This window comes from Nitrospirillum bahiense, from assembly GCF_007828025.1.
GTDB lineage: Bacteria > Pseudomonadota > Alphaproteobacteria > Azospirillales > Azospirillaceae > Nitrospirillum > Nitrospirillum amazonense.
Map to the genome: position 1 here is coordinate 216,083 of NZ_VITO01000004.1, position 26,591 is coordinate 242,673.

At 67.2% G+C, this 26,591-nt stretch carries 25 protein-coding genes and 1 tRNA gene; 17 read left to right on the top strand and 9 right to left on the bottom strand.

All coding sequences use genetic code 11. The annotated features are described in order from the left end of the window. Nucleotides 1-29 precede the first annotated feature (29 nt). Nucleotides 30-293 carry a hypothetical protein gene (locus tag FBZ88_RS07820; RefSeq protein WP_145616204.1) on the top strand — a complete coding sequence of 88 codons (264 nt, stop codon included), beginning with the start codon at nucleotides 30-32 and terminating at the stop codon, nucleotides 291-293. A 75-nt stretch (nucleotides 294-368) separates the two neighbouring features. Then, nucleotides 369-530, top strand: a complete 162-nt coding sequence (locus FBZ88_RS30145; protein ID WP_186464269.1) for a hypothetical protein — start codon at nucleotides 369-371, stop codon at nucleotides 528-530. Between the two features lie 340 nt (nucleotides 531-870). On the opposite strand, the gene FBZ88_RS07825 is transcribed toward FBZ88_RS30145, so the two are convergent. Then, complete coding sequence (locus tag FBZ88_RS07825; protein ID WP_186464270.1) at nucleotides 871-2,061, bottom strand: cupin domain-containing protein; 1,191 nt, start codon at nucleotides 2,059-2,061, stop codon at nucleotides 871-873. A gap of 136 nt (nucleotides 2,062-2,197) precedes the next feature. On the opposite strand from FBZ88_RS07825, the gene FBZ88_RS07830 reads away from it, so the two are divergent. Continuing rightward, nucleotides 2,198-3,067, top strand: a complete 870-nt coding sequence (locus tag FBZ88_RS07830; RefSeq protein ID WP_145616205.1) for a LysR family transcriptional regulator — start codon at nucleotides 2,198-2,200, stop codon at nucleotides 3,065-3,067. 90 nt (nucleotides 3,068-3,157) lie between these two features. Continuing rightward, complete coding sequence (locus FBZ88_RS07835; protein ID WP_145616206.1) at nucleotides 3,158-4,318, top strand: hypothetical protein; 1,161 nt, start codon at nucleotides 3,158-3,160, stop codon at nucleotides 4,316-4,318. A gap of 565 nt (nucleotides 4,319-4,883) precedes the next feature. Here FBZ88_RS07835 and FBZ88_RS07840 read toward each other — a convergent pair. Continuing rightward, complete coding sequence (locus FBZ88_RS07840; RefSeq protein ID WP_145616208.1) at nucleotides 4,884-6,734, bottom strand: DUF885 domain-containing protein; 1,851 nt, start codon at nucleotides 6,732-6,734, stop codon at nucleotides 4,884-4,886. Nucleotides 6,735-6,914: 180 nt separating this feature from the next. Here FBZ88_RS07840 and FBZ88_RS07845 point away from each other — a divergent pair, with 180 nt between their 5' ends. The 4 genes from FBZ88_RS07845 to FBZ88_RS07860 all read left to right on the top strand — a co-directional run bounded on the left by FBZ88_RS07845 (nucleotide 6,915) and on the right by FBZ88_RS07860 (nucleotide 11,151). Then, a complete protein-coding gene (locus FBZ88_RS07845; RefSeq protein ID WP_145616209.1) occupies nucleotides 6,915-7,556 on the top strand; it encodes an aspartyl/asparaginyl beta-hydroxylase domain-containing protein in 642 nt (213 codons plus the stop codon). A gap of 155 nt (nucleotides 7,557-7,711) precedes the next feature. After that, nucleotides 7,712-7,799 (top strand) — tRNA-Ser (locus FBZ88_RS07850). A 135-nt stretch (nucleotides 7,800-7,934) separates the two neighbouring features. Continuing rightward, complete coding sequence (locus tag FBZ88_RS07855; protein ID WP_145616211.1) at nucleotides 7,935-9,530, top strand: ABC-F family ATP-binding cassette domain-containing protein; 1,596 nt, start codon at nucleotides 7,935-7,937, stop codon at nucleotides 9,528-9,530. A gap of 433 nt (nucleotides 9,531-9,963) precedes the next feature. After that, complete coding sequence (locus FBZ88_RS07860) at nucleotides 9,964-11,151, top strand: MFS transporter (RefSeq protein ID WP_145616213.1); 1,188 nt, start codon at nucleotides 9,964-9,966, stop codon at nucleotides 11,149-11,151. Here FBZ88_RS07860 and FBZ88_RS07865 read toward each other — a convergent pair whose 3' ends face one another. Further along, the gene (locus FBZ88_RS07865; RefSeq protein WP_145616215.1) at nucleotides 11,152-11,994 is read right to left on the bottom strand and encodes a helix-turn-helix transcriptional regulator; all 843 of its coding nucleotides are present in this window, start codon (nucleotides 11,992-11,994) and stop codon (nucleotides 11,152-11,154) included. It abuts the gene before it with no gap. Nucleotides 11,995-12,087: 93 nt separating this feature from the next. Between FBZ88_RS07865 and FBZ88_RS07870 the strand changes: the two genes are divergently transcribed. Together FBZ88_RS07870 and FBZ88_RS07875 are read left to right on the top strand one after the other, a co-directional pair. Further along, a complete protein-coding gene (locus FBZ88_RS07870) occupies nucleotides 12,088-12,981 on the top strand; it encodes an SDR family oxidoreductase (RefSeq protein WP_145616217.1) in 894 nt (297 codons plus the stop codon). Between the two features lie 18 nt (nucleotides 12,982-12,999). Then, nucleotides 13,000-13,896: an SDR family oxidoreductase gene (locus FBZ88_RS07875; RefSeq protein WP_145616219.1), complete on the top strand. Its 897-nt coding sequence runs from the start codon at nucleotides 13,000-13,002 to the stop codon at nucleotides 13,894-13,896. 43 nt (nucleotides 13,897-13,939) lie between these two features. On the opposite strand, the gene FBZ88_RS07880 is transcribed toward FBZ88_RS07875, so the two are convergent. Continuing rightward, nucleotides 13,940-14,983 carry an SDR family oxidoreductase gene (locus FBZ88_RS07880; protein WP_145616221.1) on the bottom strand — a complete coding sequence of 348 codons (1,044 nt, stop codon included), beginning with the start codon at nucleotides 14,981-14,983 and terminating at the stop codon, nucleotides 13,940-13,942. A gap of 151 nt (nucleotides 14,984-15,134) precedes the next feature. Here FBZ88_RS07880 and FBZ88_RS07885 point away from each other — a divergent pair, with 151 nt between their 5' ends. After that, complete coding sequence (locus FBZ88_RS07885) at nucleotides 15,135-16,061, top strand: AraC family transcriptional regulator (RefSeq protein ID WP_145616223.1); 927 nt, start codon at nucleotides 15,135-15,137, stop codon at nucleotides 16,059-16,061. 7 nt (nucleotides 16,062-16,068) lie between these two features. Here FBZ88_RS07885 and FBZ88_RS07890 read toward each other — a convergent pair whose 3' ends face one another. The 3 genes from FBZ88_RS07890 to FBZ88_RS07900 all read right to left on the bottom strand — a co-directional run bounded on the left by FBZ88_RS07890 (nucleotide 16,069) and on the right by FBZ88_RS07900 (nucleotide 19,227). Next, a complete protein-coding gene (locus FBZ88_RS07890; protein WP_411861200.1) occupies nucleotides 16,069-16,662 on the bottom strand; it encodes a hypothetical protein in 594 nt (197 codons plus the stop codon). A gap of 204 nt (nucleotides 16,663-16,866) precedes the next feature. Then, nucleotides 16,867-18,693: a DUF4153 domain-containing protein gene (locus FBZ88_RS07895; RefSeq protein WP_186464271.1), complete on the bottom strand. Its 1,827-nt coding sequence runs from the start codon at nucleotides 18,691-18,693 to the stop codon at nucleotides 16,867-16,869. Between the two features lie 78 nt (nucleotides 18,694-18,771). Then, nucleotides 18,772-19,227 (bottom strand): winged helix-turn-helix transcriptional regulator, encoded by a 456-nt coding sequence (locus tag FBZ88_RS07900; protein WP_145616229.1) that lies wholly within the window; start codon nucleotides 19,225-19,227, stop codon nucleotides 18,772-18,774. A 111-nt stretch (nucleotides 19,228-19,338) separates the two neighbouring features. On the opposite strand from FBZ88_RS07900, the gene FBZ88_RS07905 reads away from it, so the two are divergent. Continuing rightward, a complete protein-coding gene (locus tag FBZ88_RS07905) occupies nucleotides 19,339-20,253 on the top strand; it encodes an alpha/beta fold hydrolase (protein WP_145616231.1) in 915 nt (304 codons plus the stop codon). Here the strand turns inward: FBZ88_RS07905 and attM are convergent. Further along, a complete protein-coding gene (gene attM, locus FBZ88_RS07910) occupies nucleotides 20,244-21,035 on the bottom strand; it encodes an AttM family quorum-quenching N-acyl homoserine lactonase (RefSeq protein ID WP_145616233.1) in 792 nt (263 codons plus the stop codon). The two genes, FBZ88_RS07905 and attM, sit on opposite strands and share 10 nt — an antisense overlap. A 106-nt stretch (nucleotides 21,036-21,141) precedes the next feature. On the opposite strand from attM, the gene FBZ88_RS07915 reads away from it, so the two are divergent. After that, on the top strand, nucleotides 21,142-22,032 hold the full coding sequence (locus FBZ88_RS07915; protein ID WP_145616235.1) for a LysR family transcriptional regulator: 891 nt from the start codon (nucleotides 21,142-21,144) through the stop codon (nucleotides 22,030-22,032). A gap of 23 nt (nucleotides 22,033-22,055) precedes the next feature. On the opposite strand, the gene FBZ88_RS07920 is transcribed toward FBZ88_RS07915, so the two are convergent. Next, entirely contained in the window at nucleotides 22,056-22,640 is a 585-nt protein-coding gene (locus FBZ88_RS07920) for a hypothetical protein (RefSeq protein ID WP_145616237.1), read from the bottom strand. Nucleotides 22,641-22,897: 257 nt separating this feature from the next. Between FBZ88_RS07920 and rpsB the strand changes: the two genes are divergently transcribed. The 4 genes from rpsB (at nucleotide 22,898) to frr (ending at nucleotide 26,544) form a co-directional block, all read left to right on the top strand. Then, nucleotides 22,898-23,677, top strand: a complete 780-nt coding sequence (gene rpsB / locus FBZ88_RS07925; RefSeq protein WP_040843524.1) for a 30S ribosomal protein S2 — start codon at nucleotides 22,898-22,900, stop codon at nucleotides 23,675-23,677. A 283-nt stretch (nucleotides 23,678-23,960) separates the two neighbouring features. Next, a complete protein-coding gene (gene tsf / locus FBZ88_RS07930) occupies nucleotides 23,961-24,878 on the top strand; it encodes a translation elongation factor Ts (RefSeq protein WP_145609278.1) in 918 nt (305 codons plus the stop codon). A gap of 404 nt (nucleotides 24,879-25,282) precedes the next feature. Further along, nucleotides 25,283-25,984 (top strand): UMP kinase, encoded by a 702-nt coding sequence (gene pyrH / locus FBZ88_RS07935; protein ID WP_281290113.1) that lies wholly within the window; start codon nucleotides 25,283-25,285, stop codon nucleotides 25,982-25,984. Nucleotides 25,985-25,986: 2 nt separating this feature from the next. Beyond that, nucleotides 25,987-26,544, top strand: a complete 558-nt coding sequence (frr, locus tag FBZ88_RS07940) for a ribosome recycling factor (protein WP_088872557.1) — start codon at nucleotides 25,987-25,989, stop codon at nucleotides 26,542-26,544. The last annotated feature ends 47 nt before the right edge of the window (nucleotides 26,545-26,591 follow it).

Below are 26,591 nucleotides of genomic sequence, written 5' to 3' on the forward strand. Positions count from 1 at the left end.
CTGCTCTTCCAGCAACAGGGAGAGCGAGCATGGATGGTTGGCAGCGTCGGTATCGCCTGAGCAACGGCCCTGGCGGCCTGGGTGTCAGTTGCACGGCCGAGGGCCTGGCCCTGGCCGGTGTCCCCCTGCTGGCCAAAGGCGCCGGTGGTTTCCACGTCCGCCCGGCGGCGGAGGTGGAAACCTTGCTGAAGCGCGCCTATGCCGGCGCGGAGCCGCGTGCCGCTACAATGATGTTGTCAAATTCCAAGGTAAAGGAACAAATGACCTCTATCCTCTCCGAGGATCTAACCTGACATTGGGGCAGGCAAGCCAAATCGCGGCAAAAGAAGCGGCTATGAAATATGGTTTTGCCTACTATGAGGACCGCAATGGTACGCTTCATCGCGTTTATCCTTAGCGGCCTTTTTTGTGTCGCGGTGACGGTCGTGGTGCTGGTGCAGGTGCGTCAGCACCATGGGCCTTGGCTAAACATTGCTGCTGATATACGGGAAAAATACAGAAACCATGTGCGGCGCGGGATGAATATCTAAACGCCAAGCGGCTGCAGGCTCAAGGGCAGCAGGATATGTCGATTGGAAACTACGACAGTGCGCTCCAGGACCTTAAGTCGGGCATAGAAGCCCTCGGTGGATCTTACAATGACTATGGCTACGCCGCCTTGTTGGACCACAGCGATGAAAGGATAATGTTGGCGAAGGATGATGAGCGGGCGGGAAATGTGAGAAATGCCGCCCTGCTTTATGGGAACGCCTTGGAGCGACGGCTCGCGCTGTGCGAGGTCGAGCCGAAATATCGGTAATGCCGCATAGGGTAAGGGGCGGCCCCGCCGGAACCGCCCCGCCCCTCGTCGTCAGATAACACCCGTAATACTCAGGTCTGCTTCATGCGGCTCAGCGTCTTGTCCGGCACGCCGGTGAAGTTGTTGGACAGCAAGTAGCGGGGGCTGGACTGGACCCATTTGTCCAGGTCGATCTCCTCGAACTTGCCGTTGTCCCAGGTCTGGATCATCTCCACGTCCTCGGTGCCCACGTTCTGGATGGCGTGGCCGAAGCCCATGGGGATGTAGGCGACGTCGCCGGGGCCGAACTCCGCCACCTTGCCGCGCCCGCCGGAGCCGAACAGGGCCACCTGGGCCCGGCCGCGCAGGTAGTAGTGCCATTCGTTGGCGTTGACGTTCCAGTGCAGCTTGCGGATGCCGCCGGGCTTCAGGGTCATGTAGCCGCCCGACATGGTGCGCGAGGCGGGGAACTCATCCACCGTGGCCAGGCGGAAGGTGCCGCCGTCGAAGTCGCGCGCCGCCTTGGGGTCCTTCAGCAGGCGGAACTTGTGGGTGGATTCCTTGGGCCAGGGGGCCTCCAACGCGTCGGCCGCGTGCAGGATGGGGCCGGACTGGATGTAGGTCTCGCCCTTGGGGAAGGCGTCGAACACGTCCTTGGGCAGACCGAAATTCAGGGCCAGCATTTCCTTCGGCGTCACGTCCACCCAGTCGGTGATGGAAAAGGTGCCGTGCTCGGAAAAGGCACCGTTGTCGAAGGACAGGATGAAGTGGCAGGGCTTGTCGCCGATGCACTGGATGGAATGGCCGTGGCCCTTGGCGAAGTACCACAGGTCGCCCGGCTCGAAATTATTGATCTCGCTGGCGCCGGAGGGGTCGATCACCACCGTCTGGCAGCGGCCCTCGATGACAAAGGCCCATTCCGCCGCGATGGCGTGCCAGTGCAACTCGCGCGAGGCGCCGGGCTGCAGGAACATGTGCACGCCGGCGATGCCCTTGGATATGGGGAACTGGTGGACGGTGGCCTCTTTGGCCCAGCCGCCTGTCGTCACCTTGGGCTTGTTGCCGTCCAGCGAGAACTTGAAGTCGGGCATGGCGCCCACGTCCTGCGGGTCGTGGTAGGCCACGGTGTCGCCGGGGGGCAGGGGCACGGCGTTGCGGCCGAAGCCGCCGTCGCCGGGTTTGGCCATGAATTTGTCCGCCGCCTCCGCCACGCTGCGGAACGTGACCATGCCGCTGGCGCCCAAGGCCGCGGCGCCCAGAAAACCGCGCCGGTTCGTAGACATCAATATCCTCCCGTTACCATACGCCCGGTATTCGCCGGGCGATGATTTGTATTCGCGACCTCACTATTGACTTGGGATCGGTAAATCGGAATTCTGATGATTAGATAACGGTGATCGAAAATCCCGATGAGGCGCCATGCTGGACCCCCTTCACCTGCGTACATTTGTCGCAATCACCGAGGTGAAGAGCTTTTCGGAGGCGGGGCGCCAGCTGGGCCTGTCGCAATCCAGCGTCAGTGAGCATGTGAAGCGGTTGGAGCAGTTCGCCGGCCAGCGCCTGTTCCAGCGCGACACCCATTCCAACGCCCTGACCGAGCATGGCCGCGCCATGCTGGAGTTCGCCCGTTCCATCCTGGAGGTGAACGAGCGGGCGAGGCGCCATTTCACCCAGTCGACCAAGCGCCAGCTGTTCCGTTTCGGCGCCTGCGAGGATCTGGCCATGGGCTGGGTGCGCGACATCATCCGCTGCTTCATGGCCGGCCATCCCGAGGTGGATTTGGACTTCACCATCGCCCTCAGCCGCACGCTGACGGAGATGTTCGACGACGGCGCCCTGGACATGGTGCTGTGCAAGCGCTGGCCGGACGGTGATCGGGGGGAACTGGTGTTCCGCGACCAGGTGGTGTGGGCCTCGGCCACGGTGGCGCCGGTGTTCCGCCATGACGAGGCGCAACTGGTGCTGTACCCGCCGCCCAGCATCACCCGTTTCATGGCCCTGACGGCGCTGGAGCGGTCGGCCGTGCCCTGGCGCATCGCCTGCACCAGCGGCGACCTGAACGGCCTGGCGGCGGCCACGTCCATGGGGGTGGGCATGATGGCCCATTCCAGCCGCTTGCTGCCGGCCGGCGTGCAGGCCTGTGCGCCCGATCCCCGCCTGCCGTCCCTGGGCGCCCTGGAGTTCGTCATCCTGGAAAGGAAGGCGCGCGACCGCCGCTTCCTGACGGAAATGTCCGATGCCATCCGCGCCAAAGCGGCTGCGGAGATGGCGCTGCCACCGGCGGCGTGACGGGCGGTTTTTCTCCGGTCCGCTCGCGCATTGGTTGACATGAACAAAATAGGAACATACGATGCTTTTCCATCAACCGGGAGAGCGGGCATGGATGGTTGGCAACGTCGGTACCGCCTGAGCAACGGCCCGGGTGGCCTGGGCGTCAGTTGCACGGCGGAAGGTCTCGCCCTGGCCGGTGTGCCCCTGCTGGCCAAGGGCGCCGGCGGCTTCCAGGCCCGCCCGGTGGCGGAGGTGTCGGTTCTCCTGAAGCGTGCCTATGCCGGCATCGGGCCGCACGCCGCCGTGCTGCCCAGTTTGGTTAAGATCGCCGACGCGCTGAACCGGGGCGACCTGGTTCAGGCCATGATCCGTGCGGTGCACTTGCGCCTGCCGGAACTGGACTGGGATGCCGCCGTTCGCCTTGCCCGGGCCAATGACAATCTGGCGAAGTACAGCCCCGACCAACCCCGCGACTGGCATGGGCGCTGGGCGGACGGCGAGGGTGGGGAGCGGGAGGCGGGTGGGCCGGTCGAGGCAAAGCCAGCCGCGTCGAGCGGGCGGGAAGCGGCAACCAAGCCGAAGAAGAGGGACGCGGACATTCCCAAAGCACAGGCGCTTCCGCCTGTTTCGACCGCGTCCGATTTCGCCATTCCAGCGAACCCGTATCACGCCCCTCCGGTGTTCAGATTCGCCGATGACATTGAGCAGGCGAACAATTCGCTTTGGCAGGAAAGCTTGGCGCCTCTGTCACAGCCAAATGCGCCGCGGTGTTTAGAAACAGGCGAAAAGGTCAGGGAGCACGGCGCCACTGTGGTGGCCCGGCAAGATGGAGCACTGGAATTTCAGAACAAGGACGGGAAGGGTGTCACTTGTCGGGATTTCAGGCCGGACCTTCAGGTCAAGGACCCGACACATTACAGCCTTCTCGGAACAACCCATACCCACCCGTATGACGATGGAAGGGTGGGGGTATCATTCAGCGGCGGCGATACGCAGGTTCTTCTCGACAACCCGATCAATTTCTCCCTTGTTCAAAGTGGCGACAAACAGTTCATGTTCCTAAAAACAAAACAGACGCGCCGATCTGATAGTTATGAAAATGTGATAAAATATCAAGATGACAGAGTAAAATATTTGATGAATGAGCTTGGATATCCTGGTGATATAGCCAATAGGATAGCGAATGTTGAGGCTGCCAAAAACTATGGTCTTGCTTATTATGAGGGTGATCATGGCGTCTTGCGCCGCATCTATCCGGAAGTCCGCTAAAGCAGCCTTGTGGTCTGCTATCATGGCCCTGCCCCTTATCTGCCAGCCAACGGGCGGCGCGTCGGCAGGTGGCGGTGGGCCAAGCTGCAGCGCTGACGGGGACGCACATCGGGGAGATGATCCCACCATTCCCACGATAGATCCGGCCCAGTTTAAGCGGATCATGCAGTACTGGAGTTGGGCTAGAATGTCGTTCGGGCACCAAGACTATCGTCGGGCCAATCAGGATCTGTTGAGGGCGTTAGGTGCGCTAGGGACGTGCGATCCAAGGGAAATGAGCATGAACGATATGCTCTCTCATGTCATGGAGATGGATGACGTCGAAATAGCGGGGGATTATGAGACGGCGGCCAGATCGCGCATGGCCATACTTGGATACTATTTTCAGATTTGCATGGATCTGTATCTTGTGCGTGACGTCAATAAATCTGACTAGGAAGCCCTTATTCGGATCACTTTTTCAATCACCCACGGCTCGTTCTTTGGTCATGTGCGTGTGACTTGAGCCAATGGCGTGCCTAGCTGGGACGGCGGCCAGGTTTCTCCAGCCGCCGCCCGTCCAGCCTCAGCCCTTCATCGCCGCGATGTGCTGGTCGACGATGCGTTCCAGCAGGGTCAGGGGCACGTTGCCTGACAGCACCAGGGCGTCGTCGAAACGCTTCAGATCGAAGCGCTGGCCCAGGGCGCCCTCGGCCTTCTTGCGCAGCATGTTGATCTGGTTGTGGCCCATCTTGTAGCCGCAGGCCTGGCCCGGCATGGCGCAATAGCGGTTCAGCTCGCTGCGCAGCTGGGCCACCGGCATGCCGGTGTTGGCGTGGAACCAGTCCAGTGCTTGCTGGAAGCCCCAGCGCTTGGCGTGAATGCCGGTGTCCACCACCAGGCGGCAGGCGCGGAAGCCGATGGACTGCAGGAAGCCCAGCTTGCCCAGCGGGTCGCCGTCATAGGCGCCCAGCTCGTTGCCCAACTGCTCGGCATACAGCGCCCAGCCCTCGGAATAGGCGTTGAAGGCCAGGTGGGTGCGGATCAGGGGCAGCTGGTTGGCGTACTCGCCCTGCCAGATGTGGCCGGGAATGCCCTCGTGATAGCACAGCGTGGGCAGGGAGTAGCGCGGCCAGATGCCCGTGTCCTTGAGGTTGATGTAGTAGTAGCCGGGCACGCTGCCGTCGATGCTGCCGGCCGAGGCGTAGCCGTTGGGGGCGCCGTCCTGGATGGCGGGCGGCACCCGGCGGATGACCAGCTTGCCCTGCACCAGGGTGGCGAAGGCGCGGGGCAGGCGGGTGCGGATGTCGGCGATGCGGCCGTTCAGGTATTCCAGCAGCTTGGCGCGGCCGGCATCGTCGTTGGTGAACAGCAGGTCCGGCCGTTTGCTCAGCACCGTCATGCGCTCCCCCACCGTGCCCTGGCTCAGGCCCTGGGCCTTCAGCAGGGTATCCATCTCCGCCTGGATCTGGGCGATCTGCTCGCGCCCCTGGGCGTGCATCTCCTCCGCCGTGCGGGTGGTGGTGGTGCCGGCCTTCAGCGCCCAGGCGTAATACTCCTCGCCCTGCGGCCGCTGCCACACCCCGGGCTCCGCTACCGCCACGGCGCGCTGGGCCTTCAACGCGGCGATCTGCTTGTCCAGGGCCGGCGCCACCTTGGCTGCGCACAGCGCCTCCACCTCCTTGGCGTAGCGCTCCGGCAGCCTGGCCTTGGCGGCGCGCTGGCGCAGACTGTCCACCAGGCCCCATTGGGCGATGGGTTCGGCCCGCGCCGGCACCATCTGGCCCAGCATGATGTCCAGCACGAAGTCCGGCGCCACCATGCCCACGCCACGGTCATGGTCCAGGCGCTCGGCCTCCGCCGCCAGTTCGCCGGCATAGGCCTCCACCCGCGCCAAGTAGGCGTCAGCATCGGCGGCGGTCTCCACCGCGTGCTGGGTGTCGAGGAAGGTGGGGATGTCGACATAGGCGCCGCCCAGGGGCGTCACCGAGTAGGGAGTGTTGCGGAAGCTGTTCTGGCCGGACAGCGTGCCCACATCGCCGAAGGGGAAGCGCCAGCCTTCGATGGCGGTGCGGAAGGCCTCCTCCGTCACGTCCACGTTCAGGGCCTGGGGGGCGGACAGGGCGGCGCGGTCCACCGCCTGTAGGGTCTTCAGCGTCTCGCTGGCCCAGGCGGCGCGGGCGCGGTCGGCGGCGGCGGAGCGGTCGGTCAGGCGGCTGTGCAGGGCCGCGCGCCCGTCCTTGTCGATGCCCAGCGCCGTGGCGTTTTCCGGATATTCAGCCAGCAGCCGCTCGGCGATGCCGGCCAGCAGCTTTTCCGCCGCCGTGTCACCCGGCGCCGGGGTGGCCTCAGCGGCCCAGACGGGGAAGGGCAGGGCCAGGCTGGTGGCCACGGCCGAGGCGCCCGCCAGCAACGCGCGGCGGCTGATATCCGACATGTCTCGCTCCCGATATTGTATGCAACTGCCTGATCCGCTTGTACCCGGCCCGGGGGCGGGGTGCGAGGGGGAAATTGCCCGGCGCGGGGGCGTGCAGGTGGATGACCTGTCTCATGGCGGGCGGGCGGCTTAACCGCTAAACAGGAACGTGGTGCACGGGCGTAGGGGACGGGGGCGGGCTTGCATCCTTGGCAGGAATTGACGCGGGACAGCGGGCTCACCTTGCACGGCCCGTTGGCCATGGCGATGGACGTGGCCGCGCTTCAGGCGGACTTCGCCACCCTGGACCGGGATTTGCCGGGCGAGGCGCGCGGCAGTTTCGGCGGTACCAACGGCTGGACATCCGTGCCGCTGCTGGACCGGCGCCTGGATGGGGCACCGGTGGCGATGCCGGCATTGGCCATGATGCCGTCCGTCGCCGCGCTTCTGGCGCGCGTGGACTGGCGGGTGCGGGCCAGCTACCTGCTGCGGCAGGGGCCGGGGGAGATCCTGAAATGGCATTATGACGGCCAAGCCCTGCATCTGGAGGAGGCGCGCATCCTCATTCCCATCGCCGTGCCGCCGGCTGCCGTGACCTGGATCGGGCACGAGGCGGCCGCCTATCCCCCCGGCCAGGCCTGGGCGGGTGACTTTTCCATCCCCCATCAGGTCGAGAACCCAGCGCCCGGACAGCGCGTCGTCCTGGCCCTGGACGTCGATGCCACCCCGGCCCTGGCGCGCCTGTTCCCGCCGGCGCTGTCGGCGGAGCCGCTCCGGCGCATCCAGCTGGCGCAGGAATGCTGCAACCTGGTGCGGGCTTGGCGAGTCAGCGGCCAGGAATAATGGCGGCACCCCGCGCAACCGTGTGGACGCGGGCCGCGAGGGAATGCTAGACGATGGGCCTCCCGGTGCCCGAGGCCCGGGCCGTCGGTGGAACCGGATGGAAAAATCTCTCGCTTCGGCTGAGGGGCGTTCGGTAAGCCATTGGCGAAGAAGACGGATGGGTGGCCGAGTGGTTTAAGGCAGCGGTCTTGAAAACCGCCGTGGGGCAACTCACCGTGGGTTCGAATCCCACCCCATCCGCCATCCCGTCCACACCCACGCTTGAAATCGCCCTTTGCCGTCCCTAGGTTTGTGGCCAGTGCGAACCAACTGGATGGTGCTTCATGGATTTCCGCCCGAACACGACGAGCCTTCGTTCCGTCTTCGGGGATATCCATCATGCCTGCCACCATCACGCTTGCCGATCTCAGCTGGGCCACGCCTGACGGACGCCCGCTTTTCTCCCATCTTTCCCTCAGTTTCGGAGCCCAGCGCATCGGCCTTGTCGGGCGCAACGGTGTGGGCAAGTCCACGCTGTTGGCGCTGATCGCCGGGGCGGTGCCGCCGCGGGCTGGTACGGTGACCGTGTCGGGCACCCTGGGCGTGTTGCGCCAGGGCGCGCTCCTGCGTGCCGACGAGACCGTGGCCGATCTGTTCGGCGTGGCCGACGGCTTGGCGCTGCTGCGCCGGGCGGAGCAGGGTATCGCGACCGTGGACGAACTGGGGGACGCCGACTGGACCCTGGAGACGCGGCTGCAGGGCGCGCTGGCCCGTCTGGCCTTGGACGTGATGCCCGGGACACCGCTGGTGACCTTGTCGGGCGGCCAGCGGACGCGGGTGGCGCTGGCCGCTCTGGCATTCGCCGAGCCGGACTTCCTGCTGCTGGATGAGCCCACCAACAATCTGGACGCGGAGGGCCGCGCCGCCGTGGCGACCCTGCTGGGCGGATGGAAGGCCGGCGCCATCGTCGTCAGCCATGACCGCGCCCTGCTGGAGGGCATGGACACCATCGTCGAGCTGACCTCCCTGGGCGCCACAAGCTATGGCGGGGGCTGGAGCCGCTACCGCGCCTTGAAGGCACAGGAGCTGGCGGCGGCCCGGCATGACCTGGATGAGGCGGAGAAACGCGTGGCCGATGCCGCGCGGCGGGCGCAGGAGGCGGTGGAGCGCCAGGCGCGACGCGACGGTGCCGGCCGGCGCAAGGCGGACAAGGGCGATATGCCGCGCATCTTGCTGGGGCAACGGCAGGACAATGCCGAGCGCAGCGCTGGGGCCGGCGCCCGCCTGGCCGATGCCCGAGGCGCCCAGGCGGAGGACGCGGCGGCGGCGGCCCGCGCCCGCATCGAGGTGCTGCAGCCCCTGTCCATCACCCTGGCCTCTACCCGCCTGCCGGTCCATAAGGTGGTGCTGGCACTGGAGACGGTGACCGCCGGCTATGCGCAGGGGCGCCCCATCCTGGACGGCCTGTCCCTGACGGTGACGGGCCCCGAGCGGGTGGCTATCGAGGGCCCCAACGGGTCGGGCAAGAGCACCCTGCTGGCGGTGCTGACCGGCCGCCTGGCACCCTGGTCCGGGACTGTGCGCACCCACACCGCCCTGGCCCTGCTGGACCAGCGGGTCAGCCTGCTGGATCCGGCCACGTCCATCCTGGAAAACTTCCGCCGCCTGAACCCTGGGGCCACCGAGAACACCTGCCGTGCCGCCCTGGCCCGGTTCCGTTTCCGGGCTGATGCCGCCTTGCAAGAGGTAGCCAGCCTCAGTGGCGGCGAGTTGATGCGTGCCGGTCTCGCCTGCGTGCTCGGGGGCGAGGTGCCGCCACCCTTGTTGATTCTGGATGAGCCCACCAACCACCTGGACATCGACGCCATCGAGGTGGTGGAAGCCGGCCTGCGCGCTTATGACGGCGCCTTGGTTGTGGTCAGCCACGATCCGGCCTTCCTGGAGGCCATCGGCATCAGTCGATGGGTGGCCTTGGGCGCTTCAGAAATTGGATGAGATATGCAAAAAATATCATTTAATAACAATTATCTAAGAAGATTTTCTGATGTCGCGCATGAGGCGTCGCCGTGATGATGCATGGGTATGGCACCCAGTTGAGGCGGAAGCTCAGGGGCCCCGTTCCGAAAAGCTGAACACCAGCCGTGTAACAGGTATGGCAGGGCATCGGGAAGCCGTGCGATGGAAGCCTTTTCAATAGTGGAAACAGCAGGTTGTCTGGGGAGGCTTAGAGCGCGCCGCCAATGCGACTAGGGAATGTGACGAAGTCGTCGTATTTTCCCTATGGCACGGCGACGTGCCCATTCCGATGCCGCTCCCAAGGCGGCCGTAAGCGTTCAACGTCAACCAACGCACCGACCGCCCCGACCGGGCGGGCGTGTGCGTTGCCTTGCACGCGCCGCCGGCCGGGGCAAAAGCCCGGAGCATTCCCATGGCATCCATTTCATCGCGTGACCCGGCGCAGGGCCGCTTGCTACTGCTGATCGCCGTCCTCTTCCTGTCCTACCTCTGTGTCGCCATCCCCCTGCCGGCCGTGCCCGTCTATGTCACCGGGCAGTTGGGGTTGGACAATGCCTGGGCTGGTCTCGGCACCGGCATGACCTTTCTCACCGCCATCCTCAGCCGGGGGCCGGCGGGCGGCCTGTCCGACCGGCGGGGCGCCAAGGCGGCCGTGGCGCGCGGCCTGCTCCTTTATGCGGCTGGCGGCCTGGTGTCCCTGGGCGCGGGCCTGCTGCAGCACAGGCCGGTGGCGGCCTTCCTGACCCTGTTGGCCGGCCGTGTGCTGCTGGGCCTGGGGGAAAGTTTCGCCGGGGTTGGCGTCGTCGCCTGGGGGATCGGCATCGCCGGTCCCCAGCGCACGGGCAAGGTCCTGTCCCTTGTCGGTGCTGCCATCTATGGCGCGTTGGCCGTCGGCGGACCCATCGGCCTGGCGCTGCTGGACCGTGCCGGTTTCGCCGGCGCCATGGCGGTGAGCGCCGCATTGCCCTGTCTGGGGCTGGTGGCGATCTGGCCTATGGCGGGCGTCGCCCCGCATCCGCACGCCGTCCGGCCGTCCTTCCTCAGCGTCATGGGCCGCATCTGGCCGCATGGGCTGATCGTCTGCCTGCAGGGCATCGGCTTCGCCGCCATCGGTGCCTTTTTCGCCCTCTATTTTCTGAACCGGATGTGGGACCACGCCGGCCTGGGCCTTACGGCGTTCGGCGGCGGTTTCGTCCTGATGCGGGTGGTGTTCGGCCACCTGCCGGACCGCATCGGCGGATTGCTGGTGGCCACCGGCTCGCTGGCTGTCGAGGCTGCGGGCCAGGTCCTGGTATGGAGCGCCCACGATCCCATCCTCGCGCTGGCCGGCGCCTTCATGACCGGCCTGGGCTGCTCGATGATCTTTCCGTCCATGGGGCGGGAGGTGGTGCACCTGGTGCCCCCGCATCTGCGTGGTACTGCCTTGGGCGGCTTCACCGCCTTCCAGGATCTGGCCTATGGCCTGACGGGCCCCCTGGTCGGTTTTCTGGCCGACCGCGCCGGCTACGGCAGCGTCTTCCTGGTGGGCGGGGCCGCGGCGGGGCTGGGTGTCGCCCTGTCGCTTTACCTGCGGCGGGCGCGGGTGGCCGGGACGGCGTGATCACGACCGCATCAGCGATTGGATGCGCTGGGCGTCCTCTTCCGTGGCGGGGTTGTAGACCGTCATGGTGAGGTCTGTCCGGCCGTCCACCGCGAAGGCCGTGTATTCAAAGGCAAGTGGGCCGATGACGGGATGGCGGATGTGCTTCACCGCCTCATGCGGCGCGCTGACAACCCCGTTCTCGCGCCACAGGGTGGCGAATTCGGGGCTGAGGCGGCACAACTCGTCCACCAGCGGCGCCACCTCGGCGGCGGCCCCCGCCCGCGCGGCGTCGATGCGGAAGGCGCCCAGAACGAAACGCGCCACGCTTTCCCAATCGTACTGCACGGCGCGGGCGCGCGGGTCCAGGAAAAGGAGGCGCAGGATGTTGCGCCGCTCCGGCGGCAGGGCGCCGTAATCCGTCAGCATGACGGTGGCCGCCCGGTTCCAGGCCACCACGTCCCAGGTGGCCGTGCGGATCAGGGCGGGGCTGGGATCCAGCGCGTCCAGTACGCGTTGCAGGCGGGGCGTCACGCTGTCGTTCCGGCGGTAACGCACCTCGGGCGGGCGGCCCAGGCCCAGCAGGAACAAATGCTCCCGCTCCGCCTCCGTCAGCATCAGGGCGCGGGCAATGCGGTCCAGCACATCGGCGGAGGGGGCGCCGCCCCGGCCCTGCTCAAGCCAAGTGTACCAGGTGGGGCTGATGTTGGCGCGCTGCGCCACTTCCTCCCGGCGCAGGCCGGCGGTGCGCCGCCGCTCCGCCGGGAAGCCCAGGGCCGCGGGGTCCAGCTTGGTGCGCCGGTCGCGCAGGTAGTCACCCAACTTGTTGTCACCCGGACTGTCGGCGGTCAGTGGCTCGCTCATCCTGTTAGCCATTTTACTATGATAAGGTCACTACTTTACCAGGATAGAGCGGGCGTCGAGAGTTGTCTTCAGCGAAACTTGGAGACGACGCAGATGCGTGTATTCGTGACAGGCGCCACGGGATGGGTCGGTTCCGCCGTGGTGGCCGATCTGATCGGGGCGGGGCACCAGGTGCTGGGCCTGTGCCGCGCGCCCGACAAGGCCGCCGCTTTGGCCGCGGCCGGTGCCGAGGTTCATCATGGCAGCCTGCAAGACCAGGAAAGCCTGAAGCGCGGCGCCGAACAGGCCGACGGCGTCATCCACCTGGCCTTCAACCACGACTTCACCAACTTCGCGCAGAATGGCGCGGATGAGCGGCGCGCCATCGCCGCCATCGGTGAGGTGCTGGTGGGCAGCGACCGGCCACTGGTCGTCACCTCGGGTGTCGCCCTGCTGGCGCCGGGGACCCTGGCCACGGAGCAGACCCCAACCCGGCCGGAGTCCGAGGCCTTCCCCCGCAATCCGGAAGCGGCCGCGGCGGCGTTGAGGGCCAACGGCGTGCGGGTGACGGCCGTCCGGCTGGCCCCTTCGGTCCACGGCCACGGCGATCATGGCTTCGTTCCGCGCCTGATCCAGCTGGCGCGCGAAAAGGGTGTCTCCCCCTATATCGGCGAGGGCGTGAATCGCTGGCCGGCCGTGCACCGCGTGGATGCGGCCCGCGTCTTCCGCCTGGCGCTGGAACGGGGGGCCGAGGGCGGCCCGTTCCATGCCATCGCGGAAGAGGGCGTGCCGTTCAGGGACATCGCGGCGGTCATCGGCCGGCGGCTGGGCGTTCCCGTCGTTTCCCAGACGGCGGAGGAGGCGGCCCAGCATTTCGGCTGGTTCACCCGTTTCGCCGCCATCGACTGCCCGGCCGCCAGCGCCCACACCCGCGCCCTGCTGGGCTGGACGCCGGCTCAGCCCGGCTTGCTGGCCGATCTCGACCACCCCGCCTATTTCACCGTTTAAGATAAGGATATCCGGACCATGCGTGTGTTCGTGACAGGTGCCACCGGCAACATCGGTTCCGCCGTGGTGAAGGATCTGATCGCGGCCGGCCACCACGTGCTGGGCCTCTGCCGGTCGGAGGAGAAGGCTGCGGGCCTGGCCGCCGCCGGCGCTGAACTCCACCATGGATCGCTGGAGGATGAAGACAGCCTTCGCAGCGGGGCCGCCCAGTGCGACGGCGTCATCCATCTGGCCTTCAACCATGACTTCTCCCGCTTCGTGGCCAACTGCGAGGATGACCGCCGGGTGATCCGGGCGCTGGGCTCGGCACTCACCGGCACCGACCGCCCCCTGGTCATCACCTCCGGCACCCCCATCGCCAACACCGTGCCGGGCGAGCCGGCGAAGGAGGGCAACGCCATCGTCGGGTCGAACGTCCACCCCCGGGCGGCGTCGGAGGAAGCGGCCGCCGCCCTGGCGGCGGAGGGGATCAACGTGTCGGTGGTGCGCCTGCCGCAGGTCCACGACCCGATCACCCAAGGTCTGATCACCCCCCTGATCGGCATGTTCCGGCAGAAGGGGGAATGCGTGTATGTGGGTGAGGGCCTGAACCGCTGGCCGTCCGCCTATGTGCTGGACGTCGCCCGGTTGTATCGGCTGGTGGTGGAGCGGGCCGAGCCCAACGCGAAGTACCACGCGGTGGCGGAGGAGGGCGTGGCGATCCGCGACATCGTGTCGGCCATCGGCCGCCGGCTGGACCTGCCCGTCAAGTCCATTCCCCAGGAAGAGGCGCCGGCCCATTTCGGCTGGCTGTCCATGTTCGCCGGCCTCGACATGCCGGCCTCCAGCGCCTGGACGCGCGAGGTGCTGGGCTGGCATCCCACCGGACCCAGCCTGATCAGCGACCTGGAGCGGCTGGAATTGCCCGGTCACTGACGCGGATAGGGCGGCGCAGGGGTGGGGCGGTCCGCTTCCACCCCTACGCCGCCTGTTTCAATCCGGGAAGCAGTCCCAGCCGGATCAGGCTTTCGGCGGTCGCGACGATGGCTTCCTCAGCGGGGCGGGGCGCCCAGCCCAGCAGCCGTATCGCTTTTTCACTGGTGGCGTTCAGGTTGACGCCCAGCAGGGTCACAGCGCCCTTCATGACCGGGTTTTTCAGGCTGATCAGGCGGACCAGCCAGTTGGGCAACACCCGTGTCGGCACCTTGGCGGCGGCAGTCCCCAGGCGCCGCCGCAGCACCCTGGCGATATCGATCATCCACAGGCTTTCACCGGAAATCGCCAGGAAACGCTCGCCGTTGGCGGCGGGATGGGTCATGGCGCGCAGGTGCAGGTCCGCCACATCCCGCACATCGACGACCCCGCAATTGAGCTTCGGGCATCCCGGCTGCCCGTTCATCATGTTCCGGATCAGGCCGATGGAGTGGGAATAATCGGCGCCCAGCACGGGGCCCAGGACGGCGGTCGGGTTCACGGCCGACAGTTCCAGCCCGCGTCCCTCCCGCGCGATGAAATCCCAGGCGGCCCGTTCGGCCAGGGTCTTCGATTTCTGATAGGGCCAGACGGCACCCGTCAGGTCGCTCCAGTCCGTCTCGTTGAACGGCCGGCCCATGGCCTTGTGCCCGGCGCAGATGGCGCCGAAGGCGGAGGTCAGCACCACCCGCCTGACCCCGGCGTCCCGTGCGGCGCGCAGGACCCGCAAATTGCCCTCGACGGCCGGCCTGACCCAATCGTCCTCACTGACCTGCTCACCCGTCGGCGTGGGGGAGGCGCCGTGCAGGACGTAAGCGCAGCCGGCGACCGCCTCCGCCCAGCCGTCATCGGCGGTGAGATCGGCGGCGACGATGGTCAGGCGGTCGCCCGCCTCGACCCCACCAACCTTCAGGTGCGCGCGCACCTCTGCCTCCCGCGCCAGGGAGCGGACGGTGGTCCGCACGCGATATCCGGCCGACAGCGCCGCTAGGATGCAGTGCTGGGCGATAAAACCCGTGCCGCCGGTCACGAGGATCAGTTGGTCATTCATGTCGATTTTCCGAGAGGGGCCCTGATGATGAGGGGCGATGATTTGACGACGCCCAGCCAACGGGCGCTCTTTGTCCTCAGCCCCAAGGTAGGGGGCGGTGTCCGGACTGTGAATGCTTGAACGTCCGTGATGCTTTCGCGATAGTACGGAAATGAGCGCCGACCCTTTCTCCGACATCCTTAAGTTCACGAGCGCGGAATCGCTGGTGACCGGCGGCTTCACGGGCGGCGGCGCCTGGGCTATCCGTTTCCCCGCCCCTGACAAGATCAAGTTCTTCGCCGTGGTGAAGGGCCGTTGCTGGGTGCGCATCGAGGGTGAGGTGGCGCCGGTTCATTTCGAGACCGGCGACGTGGGCCTGCTGTCGGCCAAGCGGTCCTTCGTGCTGGCCAGTGACCTGGACGTCGCGCCCGTCGACGCCATGAGCCTGTTTTCCCGCAGCGACAAGACCAAGCCGGTGACGGTGGGTGAGGGCGATGATTTCGCCCATATCGGCGGCCATGTCCTGCTTGATCCGGTCAGCGGCCGGCTGCTGGCGGATGTCCTGCCGCCGTGGATCCACGTGCCGGCGGCCTCACCGCAGGCGACGGCCTTCCGTTGGCTGCTGGACCAGTTGGTGGCGGAGCGGCGCGCCGACCTGCCGGGCACGCAGCTGGTGACGGCGCAACTGGCCCAGTTGCTGTTCATCCAGATTTTGCGGGCCCATCTCAAGACGTCCGGGCCCATGCCGGCCGGATGGTTGCGCGCGCTGGGCGACCCCCGCCTGGCGCCCGCCCTCCGGCTGATGCATGGTGAGCCCGCCCGCGCCTGGCATCTCGATGATCTGGCCAAGGCTTGCGCCATGTCGCGGACGACGTTCGCGCTGCATTTCAGGACGGTGGCGGGCGTGGCGCCGCTGACCTATCTCACCGAATGGCGCATGCGCCTGGCCGAACGCGCGTTGCGCGAGGGGGCCGCCCCCGTGGCCACGATCGGGCAGTCGCTGGGCTACAGCTCCGAAAGCGCCTTCAGCACCGCCTTCAAGCGCGTGACCGGCGCGTCGCCCAAGGCCTACCGGGATGCTGTCCGGATGTCCGCGTGAGCCCGGTTCAAGCGCGGTCCTCGTGCTCCTCCGGGGCGCCGAAGCTGAAGCCGCCTCCTCCACCGCCGCCGCCCCCGCCCATTCCCATTCCCATTCCCATTCCGCCGCCGTTCTTGTCGCCGGCCTTATCACCCTGGCGGTCGTCCTTGTTCCTGCCGCCGTTGCCGGAGGGGCGGGCCGGACCCTGCATGGGGATGTCGAGGCCAGGAGGAATGGGGTCCAGGTCCAGGGCTTGGCGGATGAAGGCGCGCAGGGAGACGACCAGTTCCTGGGTATGGACCAGGTGGCCGGCCACCAGCTCCCGCGCCGCGCGCTCCGCCAGGCGCACATGCTCCTGCGTGCCCAGCAGTAGGATGTCGGCCAGGGCGGCCTCCACCGCGTCGCGGATGCGCCGCGCCCGGTCCGACCCGCCGGCGTGCTCCGGCGTCAGGTCCAGCACGGCGGCCGCCTTGTCGCCGTCCGCCGGCACCCGCACTGGCGGGGGCGGCCGCAGGTCGCGCAGATGGGCCGGATTCACCGAGAGATCGCCGGTGAAGGACCCGCCCAGGGTGCGATAGGCGGCGATCAGGGTGCGCAGCCGCTCATTGATCTGGCGGTTCATGCGCTCTCGCCGCTGTTGAACGGTAGACATCACCACCAGCCGGATGCCGACGCCGATCAGGGTGACCAGTGCCAGGCCCAGCAGTGTGACGACGACGTTCTGCCAGGAACTGAAGTCGATATTGCGCAGCGTTGCCTCCGGCCTTCCCTAACGCCCCTCAATTGGAAGTGAATGGGCAGCGGGGATGTTCCCGGCAGGGGGACTTTACGGCCCTGGCGTCGGGCAATTGACGGTGGGGAGCATGATGTTCAGGCGGACGCCGCCCACGATCAGGTCCGGCCAGGGGTGGGGTGCCGCGGTTACTTGTCCCTTTTCCAGTGCATCACGCACGGCCGGGCAGATCGGTACCGATAGATAGCCGGCCAGGCTCCAGACTCCGGTCTCGTTCTGCTGGTACAGCACAGTGCTGTAGGCGTTTTCCTGAAGAATGACCGCTTCCGGTTGGCCGGGCTGCAAGGTAATCACGAAAGCATCGCAAGATTCATCGTCCGTGTCAGCGCAACTGCTGCTGTCATGAAGCCGGTTGTTGTCCTTCAGGACCTCGACAAGGCCTGCCGGCAGGGCACGGCCTGCAGGATAGACCTTAAGTTTCCTGACCTGATCGGCGGCCGTTTGTGGGCGTCGCGAGGCTGTGGCCGCCAAATAACGGTTCTCTTTGCTGAGCACCATGGTGGCATTGGCGTGCAGGGCTTCCGTTTGCTCCTTAGTCCAGTGGCTGTCGGTCGCTTCGCGCAGCGATGTTACCGCGTCCTGGCCCCAGCGGGCGCCATCGAAGCGTAAGGCCACCAGATCGATCTTGTCGGGGCTAAGGGTGCCGGCGCGCAACTGCGCCATCTGGCTGGCCACCATCAGCCGCGCGGGGTCGGCCACGGGTGTCAACAGGGCCAGCAGCAGGATCAGCACCAGGTGGGCTGTGAGATGATTGGTGTCCTCCAGCCGACGCAACCAGGTGGGACTTAGCGGATTGGGCGCCCGGATAACAGCGATGACATAGCCGATGGTGTAGGCGGCCAGGCCGATGGTGATGGCCGCCGCGTTCACCCGCTGCACGCTCCAGCCGTATTGCTCTACCCGCAGGCCCAGCGCCCAGGCGGCCAGCGCCACCAGGGGCAGAAGGGCCAGCGCACCCACGGTGCCGGCCCAGCGCTTGGCGGCGATGGTTGTCCGTTCCGCCGCGCCGTCCTGGTAACAACAGTTGATGAGGAAGATCAGCGCCGCCGCTGCCGTCAGCAACAGGCTGGCGGCGAAATGGGTCCGCCACAGCGGCTGCAGGGACAGGAAGGGCAGGCTGCCAAGGAAGCCCACGACGATGACCGCCAGCAGCGGCAGCAACCACGAGAAGAGGGTGAGTGCCAGGGCGCGGGCACCCCGGATCAGGGCGGGCTGCACGTCGGTGATGTGCACGGCGCCCGCGATGGCCAGGGTGGTGGCGGGGATGGCGAACCAGTCGTGTTGGATCAGCCGTTCGAAGAAGGTGACCTTCAGCAGATTGAACAGGCCGGCGCCGAGATAAAGCACCCCCCAGAACACAGCCACGAACACCACGGTCAGGGCCGCCTGCACCCCTTGCTTCCAGGCCGTGTCAAAATGGCGCGGATAGCTGGGGCGCCAACGCCGCTCGATGACGGCGTCTACCACCAGCGTGTGGGCGATGAACAGGCCGCCGGCCAAGCGCAGCCATAAGGCGAAATTATGCCACAGCGGGCTTCCGTCACCCACCGGCGAGCGGGAAATGGCGGCATGATAGGCAAGGCCGGCGATGATCAGTGTGGCCGCCATCGCCCAGGCGGTCAGCGGACGCCGGCTGATCTGCCCGGCACCCATCAGGATCAGCGGGGGAATCAGCATGAACACCGTCAGCAACGGGGTGAACAATGCGGGCGCCGTGGCGGGCCATCCCAGCGGCTTGGCGGCCGCCTCCGCCAACAGGTACAGACCCACCGCCTGGATCAGCGCCACCACCAGCCGGGTGAGGAAAACGCCCGACAACCTGCCGGCGGCCTGCGGGGACGTCGTTTCAGTCCTATCCATCCTCATGCTCATACGCCCCATCGTTCCCGTCGTTGCAGCCCACGATAGGCGCGCTTTTGTGCAGAAGCGATGCAGGGTTTAAGGATTTTCCACCGGGAAGCGCACCACGGTGTCCTCCGGTGCCAGCGGGGTGCCGTCAAGGGCTTGGGGTTCCAGGCGGCGCAAGGGTAGCCCGGTGCGCTTGTCCAGCAGGCGCACGTGCGGCTCATCGGCGGTGAAGAAATGGTCCTCGCCCCATTGGCGCAGGGCCACCAGCACGGGGAAGAGGCCACGCCCCTTGGCCGTCAGCACATAGTCCTGGTGGGCACCGCCATCGGATGCGGGCACCGCCTCCAGGATGCCGTGGGCTACCAGGGTGCGCAGGCGGGCGGCCAGGATGTTCTTGGCCAGGCCCAGGCTCCTCTGGAACTCCCCGAAGCGGCGCAGGCCGTCGAAGGCGTCGCGGATGATCAGCAGCGACCAGCCGTCGCCGATGGCGTCCAGCGGCCGGGCGACGCCGCACAGCGAGTCCTGGTGGCTGGTGCGCTTGACCATGGCGGTCGCTCCTCCTCGATGCCCATCCCGCCCCGATATAGAGGTTGCAAATTGATACCTCAAGCGGTACGTCTCAATCGGTTTTAATTTGAAACCAATTTGGAGGCCACGATGATCCCCGCCGACGCCACCTTCGACGGCACCTTTCCCTTCACCCCCCATGTCACCGACGCCCCCGGCTTTCCCATGCACTATGTGGATGAGGGGAAGGGCGAGGTGGTGCTGTGCCTGCATGGGGAACCCACCTGGGGCTACCTGTTCCGCCACCTGATCAGGGCATTGAGCCCCACGTATCGCGTGGTGGTGCCGGACCACATGGGCTTCGGCAAAAGCGCCACGCCGCCGGACCGCAGCTATTGGCTGCAGGACCATATCGATAATCTGGAACGCTTCGTCCTGGCGCTGGACCTGCGCGACATCACCCTGGTGCTGCACGATTTTGGCGGGCCGATGGGCATGGGTCTGGCCGCCCGCCATCCCGACCGTATCGCCCGCGTGATTTCGGCCAACGGCCCCGTCTCCTTTGGCCAGGCCGATCAGGTCGGCCGGTTGCTGGCCAATGCCGCGACGGCCCCCTGGTTCCAGTGGATACTCAAGGCACAGGCGGACGGCAGCCTGGAAACGGTGCTGGGCCAGTTGGGCTACACCATCCTCAGCACGCTGAAACTCAACGGCTTCGAGGATCACAGCATCATCACCGATGCCTGGCTGGCGGCCTATGGCGCGCCCTTCGCCACCCCGGCGGACTGCCTGGGCGCCATCGGCTGGGCCAAGGGGTTCGCCACCGGCATGCACCGTTTCGAGATGCCGGACGCGGCCGCCGTCCGCGCCATTCGGGCCCGGCCGGCGCTGGCCATCTGGGGGATGGCGGACCGCACCCTGCAGGGGGCGCACTTCCTGCCGCTGTTCCGCGACCTGTTCCCGGCCGCCGCCGTTCATGAACTGCCCGGCGTGGGCCATTATTGCCTGGAGGATGCGCCGGACCTGATCGCCCGGCTGATCGCCGACTTCTTGCGTCAGTCGTAATAGTCCGGCGCCAGCCGAAAGCGGGGCCACACATCCGGGTCGTGGCCCGGCACCAGCGTGGCGCCGGTCCGCTCCACCAGTGCGCGCAGCTTGGCCACGGACCGGACGGTGTCCACCGCGGACGCCAGGAAGCCTGGCAGCGCTTTCTCGTTCCAATGGTCCAGGGTGTAGACGGCGTCGGCCGCCAGCAGCCAGGCGCCGCTGTGGGGCAGGGTGACCAGAAAGGATTGGTGGCCCACCGAATGGCCGGCTGTGAACACCAGGCGCAAGGTCCCATCGCCGAACAGGTCAAAGCCGTCGGTGGCGTCGCCCTCCAGGAAGCGCCAATCCAGGCCGGGGCGGTCGAAATCCCGGCGGGCATAGGCGCCGGCGGCGAACCAGTCGGGGGTGAAGGCGTATTCATACTCCCGCCGCTGCACGATGTGGGTGGCGCGGGGGAAACGGCCGATGGCGCCGGTGTGGTCGGAATGCAGGTGCGACAGCGCGACAAAGCGGATGTCGCCCGGGGCCAAGCCCAGGGTGGCCAACTGGGCGACGCAGCCCTGTTCCGGCGTCATCACCGGCTGAAAGACATCGACCGTGCCGCCCCAGTAGCCGCGCGGATCCGCCAGCCCTTCGGCCGCCAGGCCGCCGTCCAGGACGACGTTGCCCTTGGGGTGGGTCAGCAGGAACCAGGGCACCGGGATTTCATAGTCGCCGCCGCCGCCCTGGTTCATGCGGATGTCGTGCACCTTGCAGCGCTGCGTGCCGGACTGGAAGAAGTAGAGGCGGATATCACTCATGGGAATTCCTCGGAATGTGAGGCTCCCTGTGTCGGCCATCGGCATATGGGCCGGTAGATGTGGTCATTCGATTACTTTCATCGGAAAATCCGATAGGCTCGTCGCCATGGATTTGCTGATGGCGATGCGCGTCTATGTCCGGGTGGTGGAGCGGGGCAGCCTGTCGGCCGCCGCCCGCGACCTTGGCATGGGCCAGCCGGCGGTGAGCGAACGCATCGAGCGGCTGGAGGCCCATCTGGGCAGCCGCCTGCTGTTGCGCAGCACCCGTTCCCTGTCCATGACCGATGCCGGCGCCGTCTTCTACGAACGCGCCCGGCAGGCGCTGGAGGCGGCGGCCGACGCGGTCGCCGCGGTGGGCCGGGACCAGCCCTTGCGCGGCACCCTGCGCCTGGCGGCACCTCATGGCGTGGGTGAGGTGCTGCTGCCGCCCATCCTGCTGCGCCTGCGCCAGTCGCACCCAGATCTCGACATCGACCTGGTGCTGAATGACCGCGTTGTGGACCCGGTGACGGAGGGGGTGGACCTCTCCCTACGGCTGGGCGACAGCGGGGAGGGGGCCTTCATCGCCCGGCACCTGGGCCATGTCCGCCGCGTGCTGGTGGCCGCGCCCGATTATGTCGAGCGCCACGGCGCGCCGGTGGGGCCGCAGGATTTGGGCGGCCATGACTTCGTACGGGTCGGCGGCCTGTTCGCCAACGGCCGGCTGCCCCTGGTGGCCGATGACGGCACGGCCATCGCCGCGCCGATAAGGATACGCATGAGCCTCGGCCACTGGCGGCCGGCGCATGCCCTGCTGCTGGGCGGGGCCGGTATCGGCGTGTTGCAGGCGCCGGTGTGCGCGGCGGATGTGGCGGCGGGCCGGCTGGTGCCGCTGCTGCCCGGGTATACGGTGCCGGGCTTCGATCTGCACGCGCTCTATCCCATCAGCCGGCAGGTGCCACCCAAGGTGCGGGTGGTGCTGGACCTGCTGCGGCAGGAACTGCCGGCGCTGCTGTGACTCTGTTCAGGGCCTGAGGATTTTCAGGGCCTGAGGATTTCCACCACCCGGGCCACGGGGCGCTCGGCACCGGGCAGGGTGAGGGCCAGGTGGGCCAGGCGGCCATAGAGCGCCTCGCCTTCCGCCCCGCCCAGCAGGTGGACCAGTGCGGTATCAGCCGCCAGGGTGAAGAACAGCCGCGGCCGGCTGAGGAAGGGCAAGCCGGCATCGGCCAGCAGGGCGCCGAAGGGCGTCTTTTCCGCCAGCGCCTCCGCCGCCACCGGCGGGGGCAGGGCCAGCAGGTCGACGCTCAGCAGGCCCAGGGCCAGGGGGCGGCCGTCGGTGCGCGCCGCCAGGATGACGAGCCTGCGCAGGCGGTCGAGGCCGGGGCCCTGGTCACGGGTGCGGGCCTGGACGTTGACGCTGACCGGGCCGCCGGCGTGACGGGCCAGGGCGGCCGTCATGCCGTCGACATGGTCCAGGCGCGGGCGCACGGCGTCCGGCAGGGCGCCGGCGGCGACGGCGGTGATGGCCGGCGGTGGCAGGCCCAGGTCGGCGTAGCTGAGGGCCAGCGCGGCGCGGGCCTCCGCCAGGAGGGACTCAGCGGGAAGGTCGGTGGGGGCGAACATGGGCCGCACCATAGGCGTGGGGGCCCGGCACTGCCAAGCGCCCGGCGCGGGGGACCCCTTTCGTTCCCGCAGGGCGGGCGCCCGCGCTTCGGGGTTGAAATCGCCGGGGCGGCGGAGTATCACACCGGCCATCGTCAATCCCACACGTGGGCTTGCGGGGCGTCCTTATTATCTGGGCGGTCCGCTTCCGGTGTCTCAAGGCCAGGTGGCCAAGGGGCATTGCCCACGGAGGCCAAACCGGAGAAAGGTTCCGTTTCATGGCTATGCCTACCTTTACCATGCGCCAGCTGCTGGAAGCCGGCGTTCATTTCGGTCACCACACCCGTCGCTGGAACCCGAAGATGGCCCCGTACATCTTCGGTGTGCGCAACGGCGTGCACATCATCGACCTGGAGCAGTCGGTGCCCATGCTGCACCGCGCCATGCAGGCCGTGCGTGACGTGGTGGCCGGCGGTGGCCGCGTCCTGTTCGTCGGCACCAAGCGCCAGGCCCAGGAGAAGGTGGCCGAGGCTGCTGGTCGTTGCGGCCAGTACTACGTCAACCACCGTTGGCTCGGCGGCATGCTGACCAACTGGAAGACCATTTCCCAGTCCATTAAGCGCCTGCGCGAGATGGATGAGCTGTTGGGCGGCCAGATCGCCGGCCTGACCAAGAAGGAACTGCTGAACCGCACCCGTGACCGCGACAAGCTGGAGCGGGCGCTGGGCGGCATCAAGGAGATGGGCGGCCTGCCGGACATCCTGGTCATCATCGACACCAACAAGGAGTCGCTGGCCGTTCAGGAAGCCAACAAGCTGGGCATCCCCGTGGTGGCCGTGCTGGACAGCAACAGCAACCCCGACGGCGTGACCTTCCCCATCCCCGGCAACGACGACGCCCTGCGCGCCATCGAGCTGTACTGCGAGCTGATCTCCGGCGCCGTGCTGGATGGCCTGCACGCTGAGATGGCCGCCTCGGGCATCGACGTCGGCGCTTCGGAAGAGGCCCCGGTGGAAGAGATCCCCGCCGAGGAAGCCGAAGTCGCGGCCGAGGCCTAAGGCTTAAGCGAACGGCCGGGCCGGGGCTCCGTTCACGGGGGTCCGGTCCGGCCGGCTTGCTGTCCGGGGGCGGTGCCCCTGGAGTGTCCGGGTTACCGGGGTGCGTCAAACCATCCCGCCCCCGGCCGACCACCGCCCCGCTTCGGGGCGGCTGTCATATGGGTGGCCCCCCGCCGGGGTGGCGACCCCACGAATTTCCGGATGCGGACGGCGACGTCCCTCCGACCCCTGATCAAAATCCCTGCGGACGCCCGTCCGCCCTGACGCGATGAGAGAGGCGAAGATGGCTGAGATTACGGCTGCGCTCGTTAAGGAGCTGCGCGAAAAGACCGGCGCCGGCATGATGGACTGCAAGAAGGCCCTGAACGAGGTCGCCGGCGACATCGAGGGCGCCGTCGACTGGCTGCGCAAGAAGGGCCTGGCCGCCGCCGCCAAGAAGGCCGGCCGCGTCGCCGCCGAGGGCCTGGTCGGTGTCGCCTCCCAGGGCACCGTCGGCGCCGCCGTCGAGATCAACGCCGAGACCGACTTCGTCGCGCGCAACGACCTGTTCCAGGCCCTGGTGTCCGGCGTGACCAAGCTGGCGCTGGCCGATGCCGACGTCGAGTCCCTGAAAGGCCAGGCTTTCGGTAACGGCCGCACCGTCGCGGAAGAGCTGACCCACCTGGTCGCCACCATCGGCGAGAACATGAACCTGCGCCGCGCCGCCCGCCTGTCGGTCACCGACGGCGTCGTCGCCACCTACGTCCACAACGCCCTGACCGGCGGCCTTGGCAAGATCGGCGTGCTGGTGGCCCTGGAGTCGACCGGCGACAAGGCCAAGCTGCAGGAGCTGGGCCGCCAGATCGCCATGCACATCGCCGCCGCCCGTCCGGAAGCCCTGGACATCGCCGACGTCGACACCGCCGCCCTGGACCGTGAGCGCAACGTGCTGGCCGACCAGGCCCGCGCCTCCGGCAAGGCCGAGGACATCATCGCCAAGATGGTGGAAGGCCGCCTGCGCAAGTACTACGAGGAAGTGGTGCTGCTGGAGCAGACCTACGTCATCGACCAGGAGACCAAGATCCGCAAGGTCGTCGAGAACGCCGCCAAGGACGTGGGCGCCCCGGTGAAGCTGACCGGCTTCGTGCGCTTCGTGCTGGGCGACGGCATCGAGAAGGAAGAGAGCGATTTCGCGGCCGAAGTGGCCTCGATGGCGCGCTGATCCTTCAGCCGACTTGAGTTGAGTAAGACCGGCGCGTCCAGTGATGGGCGCGCCGGTTTCTTGGGTACCCCTGCCATGGCGGTGCCCCCAGGCCATCCCCGGCACCATTTCTGTGTCAGCCCCGGATGGCGATTTTCCTGACAATTCCAGGTGAGTAGAGTGGCCGCCGGCGTGATCGTCCGCGCCGCTCTTTCGTGTGCCTCGGGCCCGGCGTCATTTTGACGGCACAATTCGGGGCTCTGTTGTGCTGCCTTCCCGCAACGCCAGACTTGGCGGCGGGGGCAAGTTTGCAGTAGAGCTAACCCGGATCTGACCCCGGACACTCGTGGCTTCCCAACCCGGCTTGCCGCCGGGCCCACCAACTGGCGAGAGGACCTGACCCCGTGGCTGCCCGATACAAACGCGTGCTATTGAAAATCTCGGGCGAGGCGCTGATGGGGGACCGTGAATTCGGTCTCGACCAGAAGGTCGTCAACCGCGTCGCCAACGAGGTGAAGACCGTCGTCCATATGGGGGTCGAGGTTTGCCTGGTGATCGGCGGCGGCAACATTTTTCGCGGCGTCTCGGGCGCCGCGTCGGGCATGGAACGCGCCACGGCCGACAATATGGGCATGCTGGCCACCGTCATGAACGCCCTGGCCATGCAGAGCGCGCTGGAGCGCATCGACGTGCCCACCCGCGTGCAGTCCGCCATCCCCATGGCCAGCGTGTGCGAGCCCTTCATCCGCCGCCGCGCCGTGCGTCACATGGAAAAGGGCCGGGTGGTGATTTTCGCCGCCGGCACCGGCAACCCCTTCTTCACCACCGACACGGCCGCGGCATTGCGCGCCTCGGAAATGGGCTGCGAGGCCCTGCTGAAGGGCACCAAGGTGGATGGCGTCTACACCGCCGATCCCAAGAAGGATCCCACGGCCGAGCGCCTGAGTTCCCTGAGCTATCTGCACGTGCTGTCCAACGACCTGCAGGTCATGGACGCGACGGCGATTTCGCTGGCGCGTGAGAACAACATTCCTATTCTCGTCTTTTCCATCCATCAGGAAGGCGGCTTCGCCGAAGTCATGGATGGAAGGGGTCATTTCACGATCATTACGGAAGAAGAGGCTTGAACGTGGCCGCCCCCGATATCGATGGCATCAGCCGGCGCATGGATGGCGCCGTTGACAACCTGCGCAAGGAATTCGCCGGCCTGCGCACCGGCCGCGCGTCGGCCAACCTGCTGGATCCGGTGCAGGTGGAGGCCTACGGCTCCAGCATGCCCCTGAACCAGGTCGCCACCGTCAGCGTGCCGGAGCCCCGGCTGATCACCGTGCAGGTGTGGGACCGCGGCATGGTGAAGGCCACCGAGAAGGCCATCCGCGAGGCCGGCCTGGGCCTGAACCCGCAGACCGACGGCAACACCATCCGCGTGCCGATCCCGGACCTGAACCAGGAACGCCGCCAGGAACTGGTGAAGGTGGCCAACAAGTATGCCGAGCAGGCCCGCGTCGCCGTGCGCAACGTGCGCCGCGACGGCATGGACCACCTGAAGAAGCTGCAGAAGGACGGTGACCTGTCCGAGGACGAGCACAAGACGTGGTCGGACAAGGTGCAGGCCCTGACCGACGCGCACATCAAGAAGATCGATGAGGCGTTCGCGGCCAAGGAAAAGGACATCACCCAGATCTGAGGTGGCGTCCCAGCTTCGCTTTCATTCCTACCCGTCCCGGTTCCTGT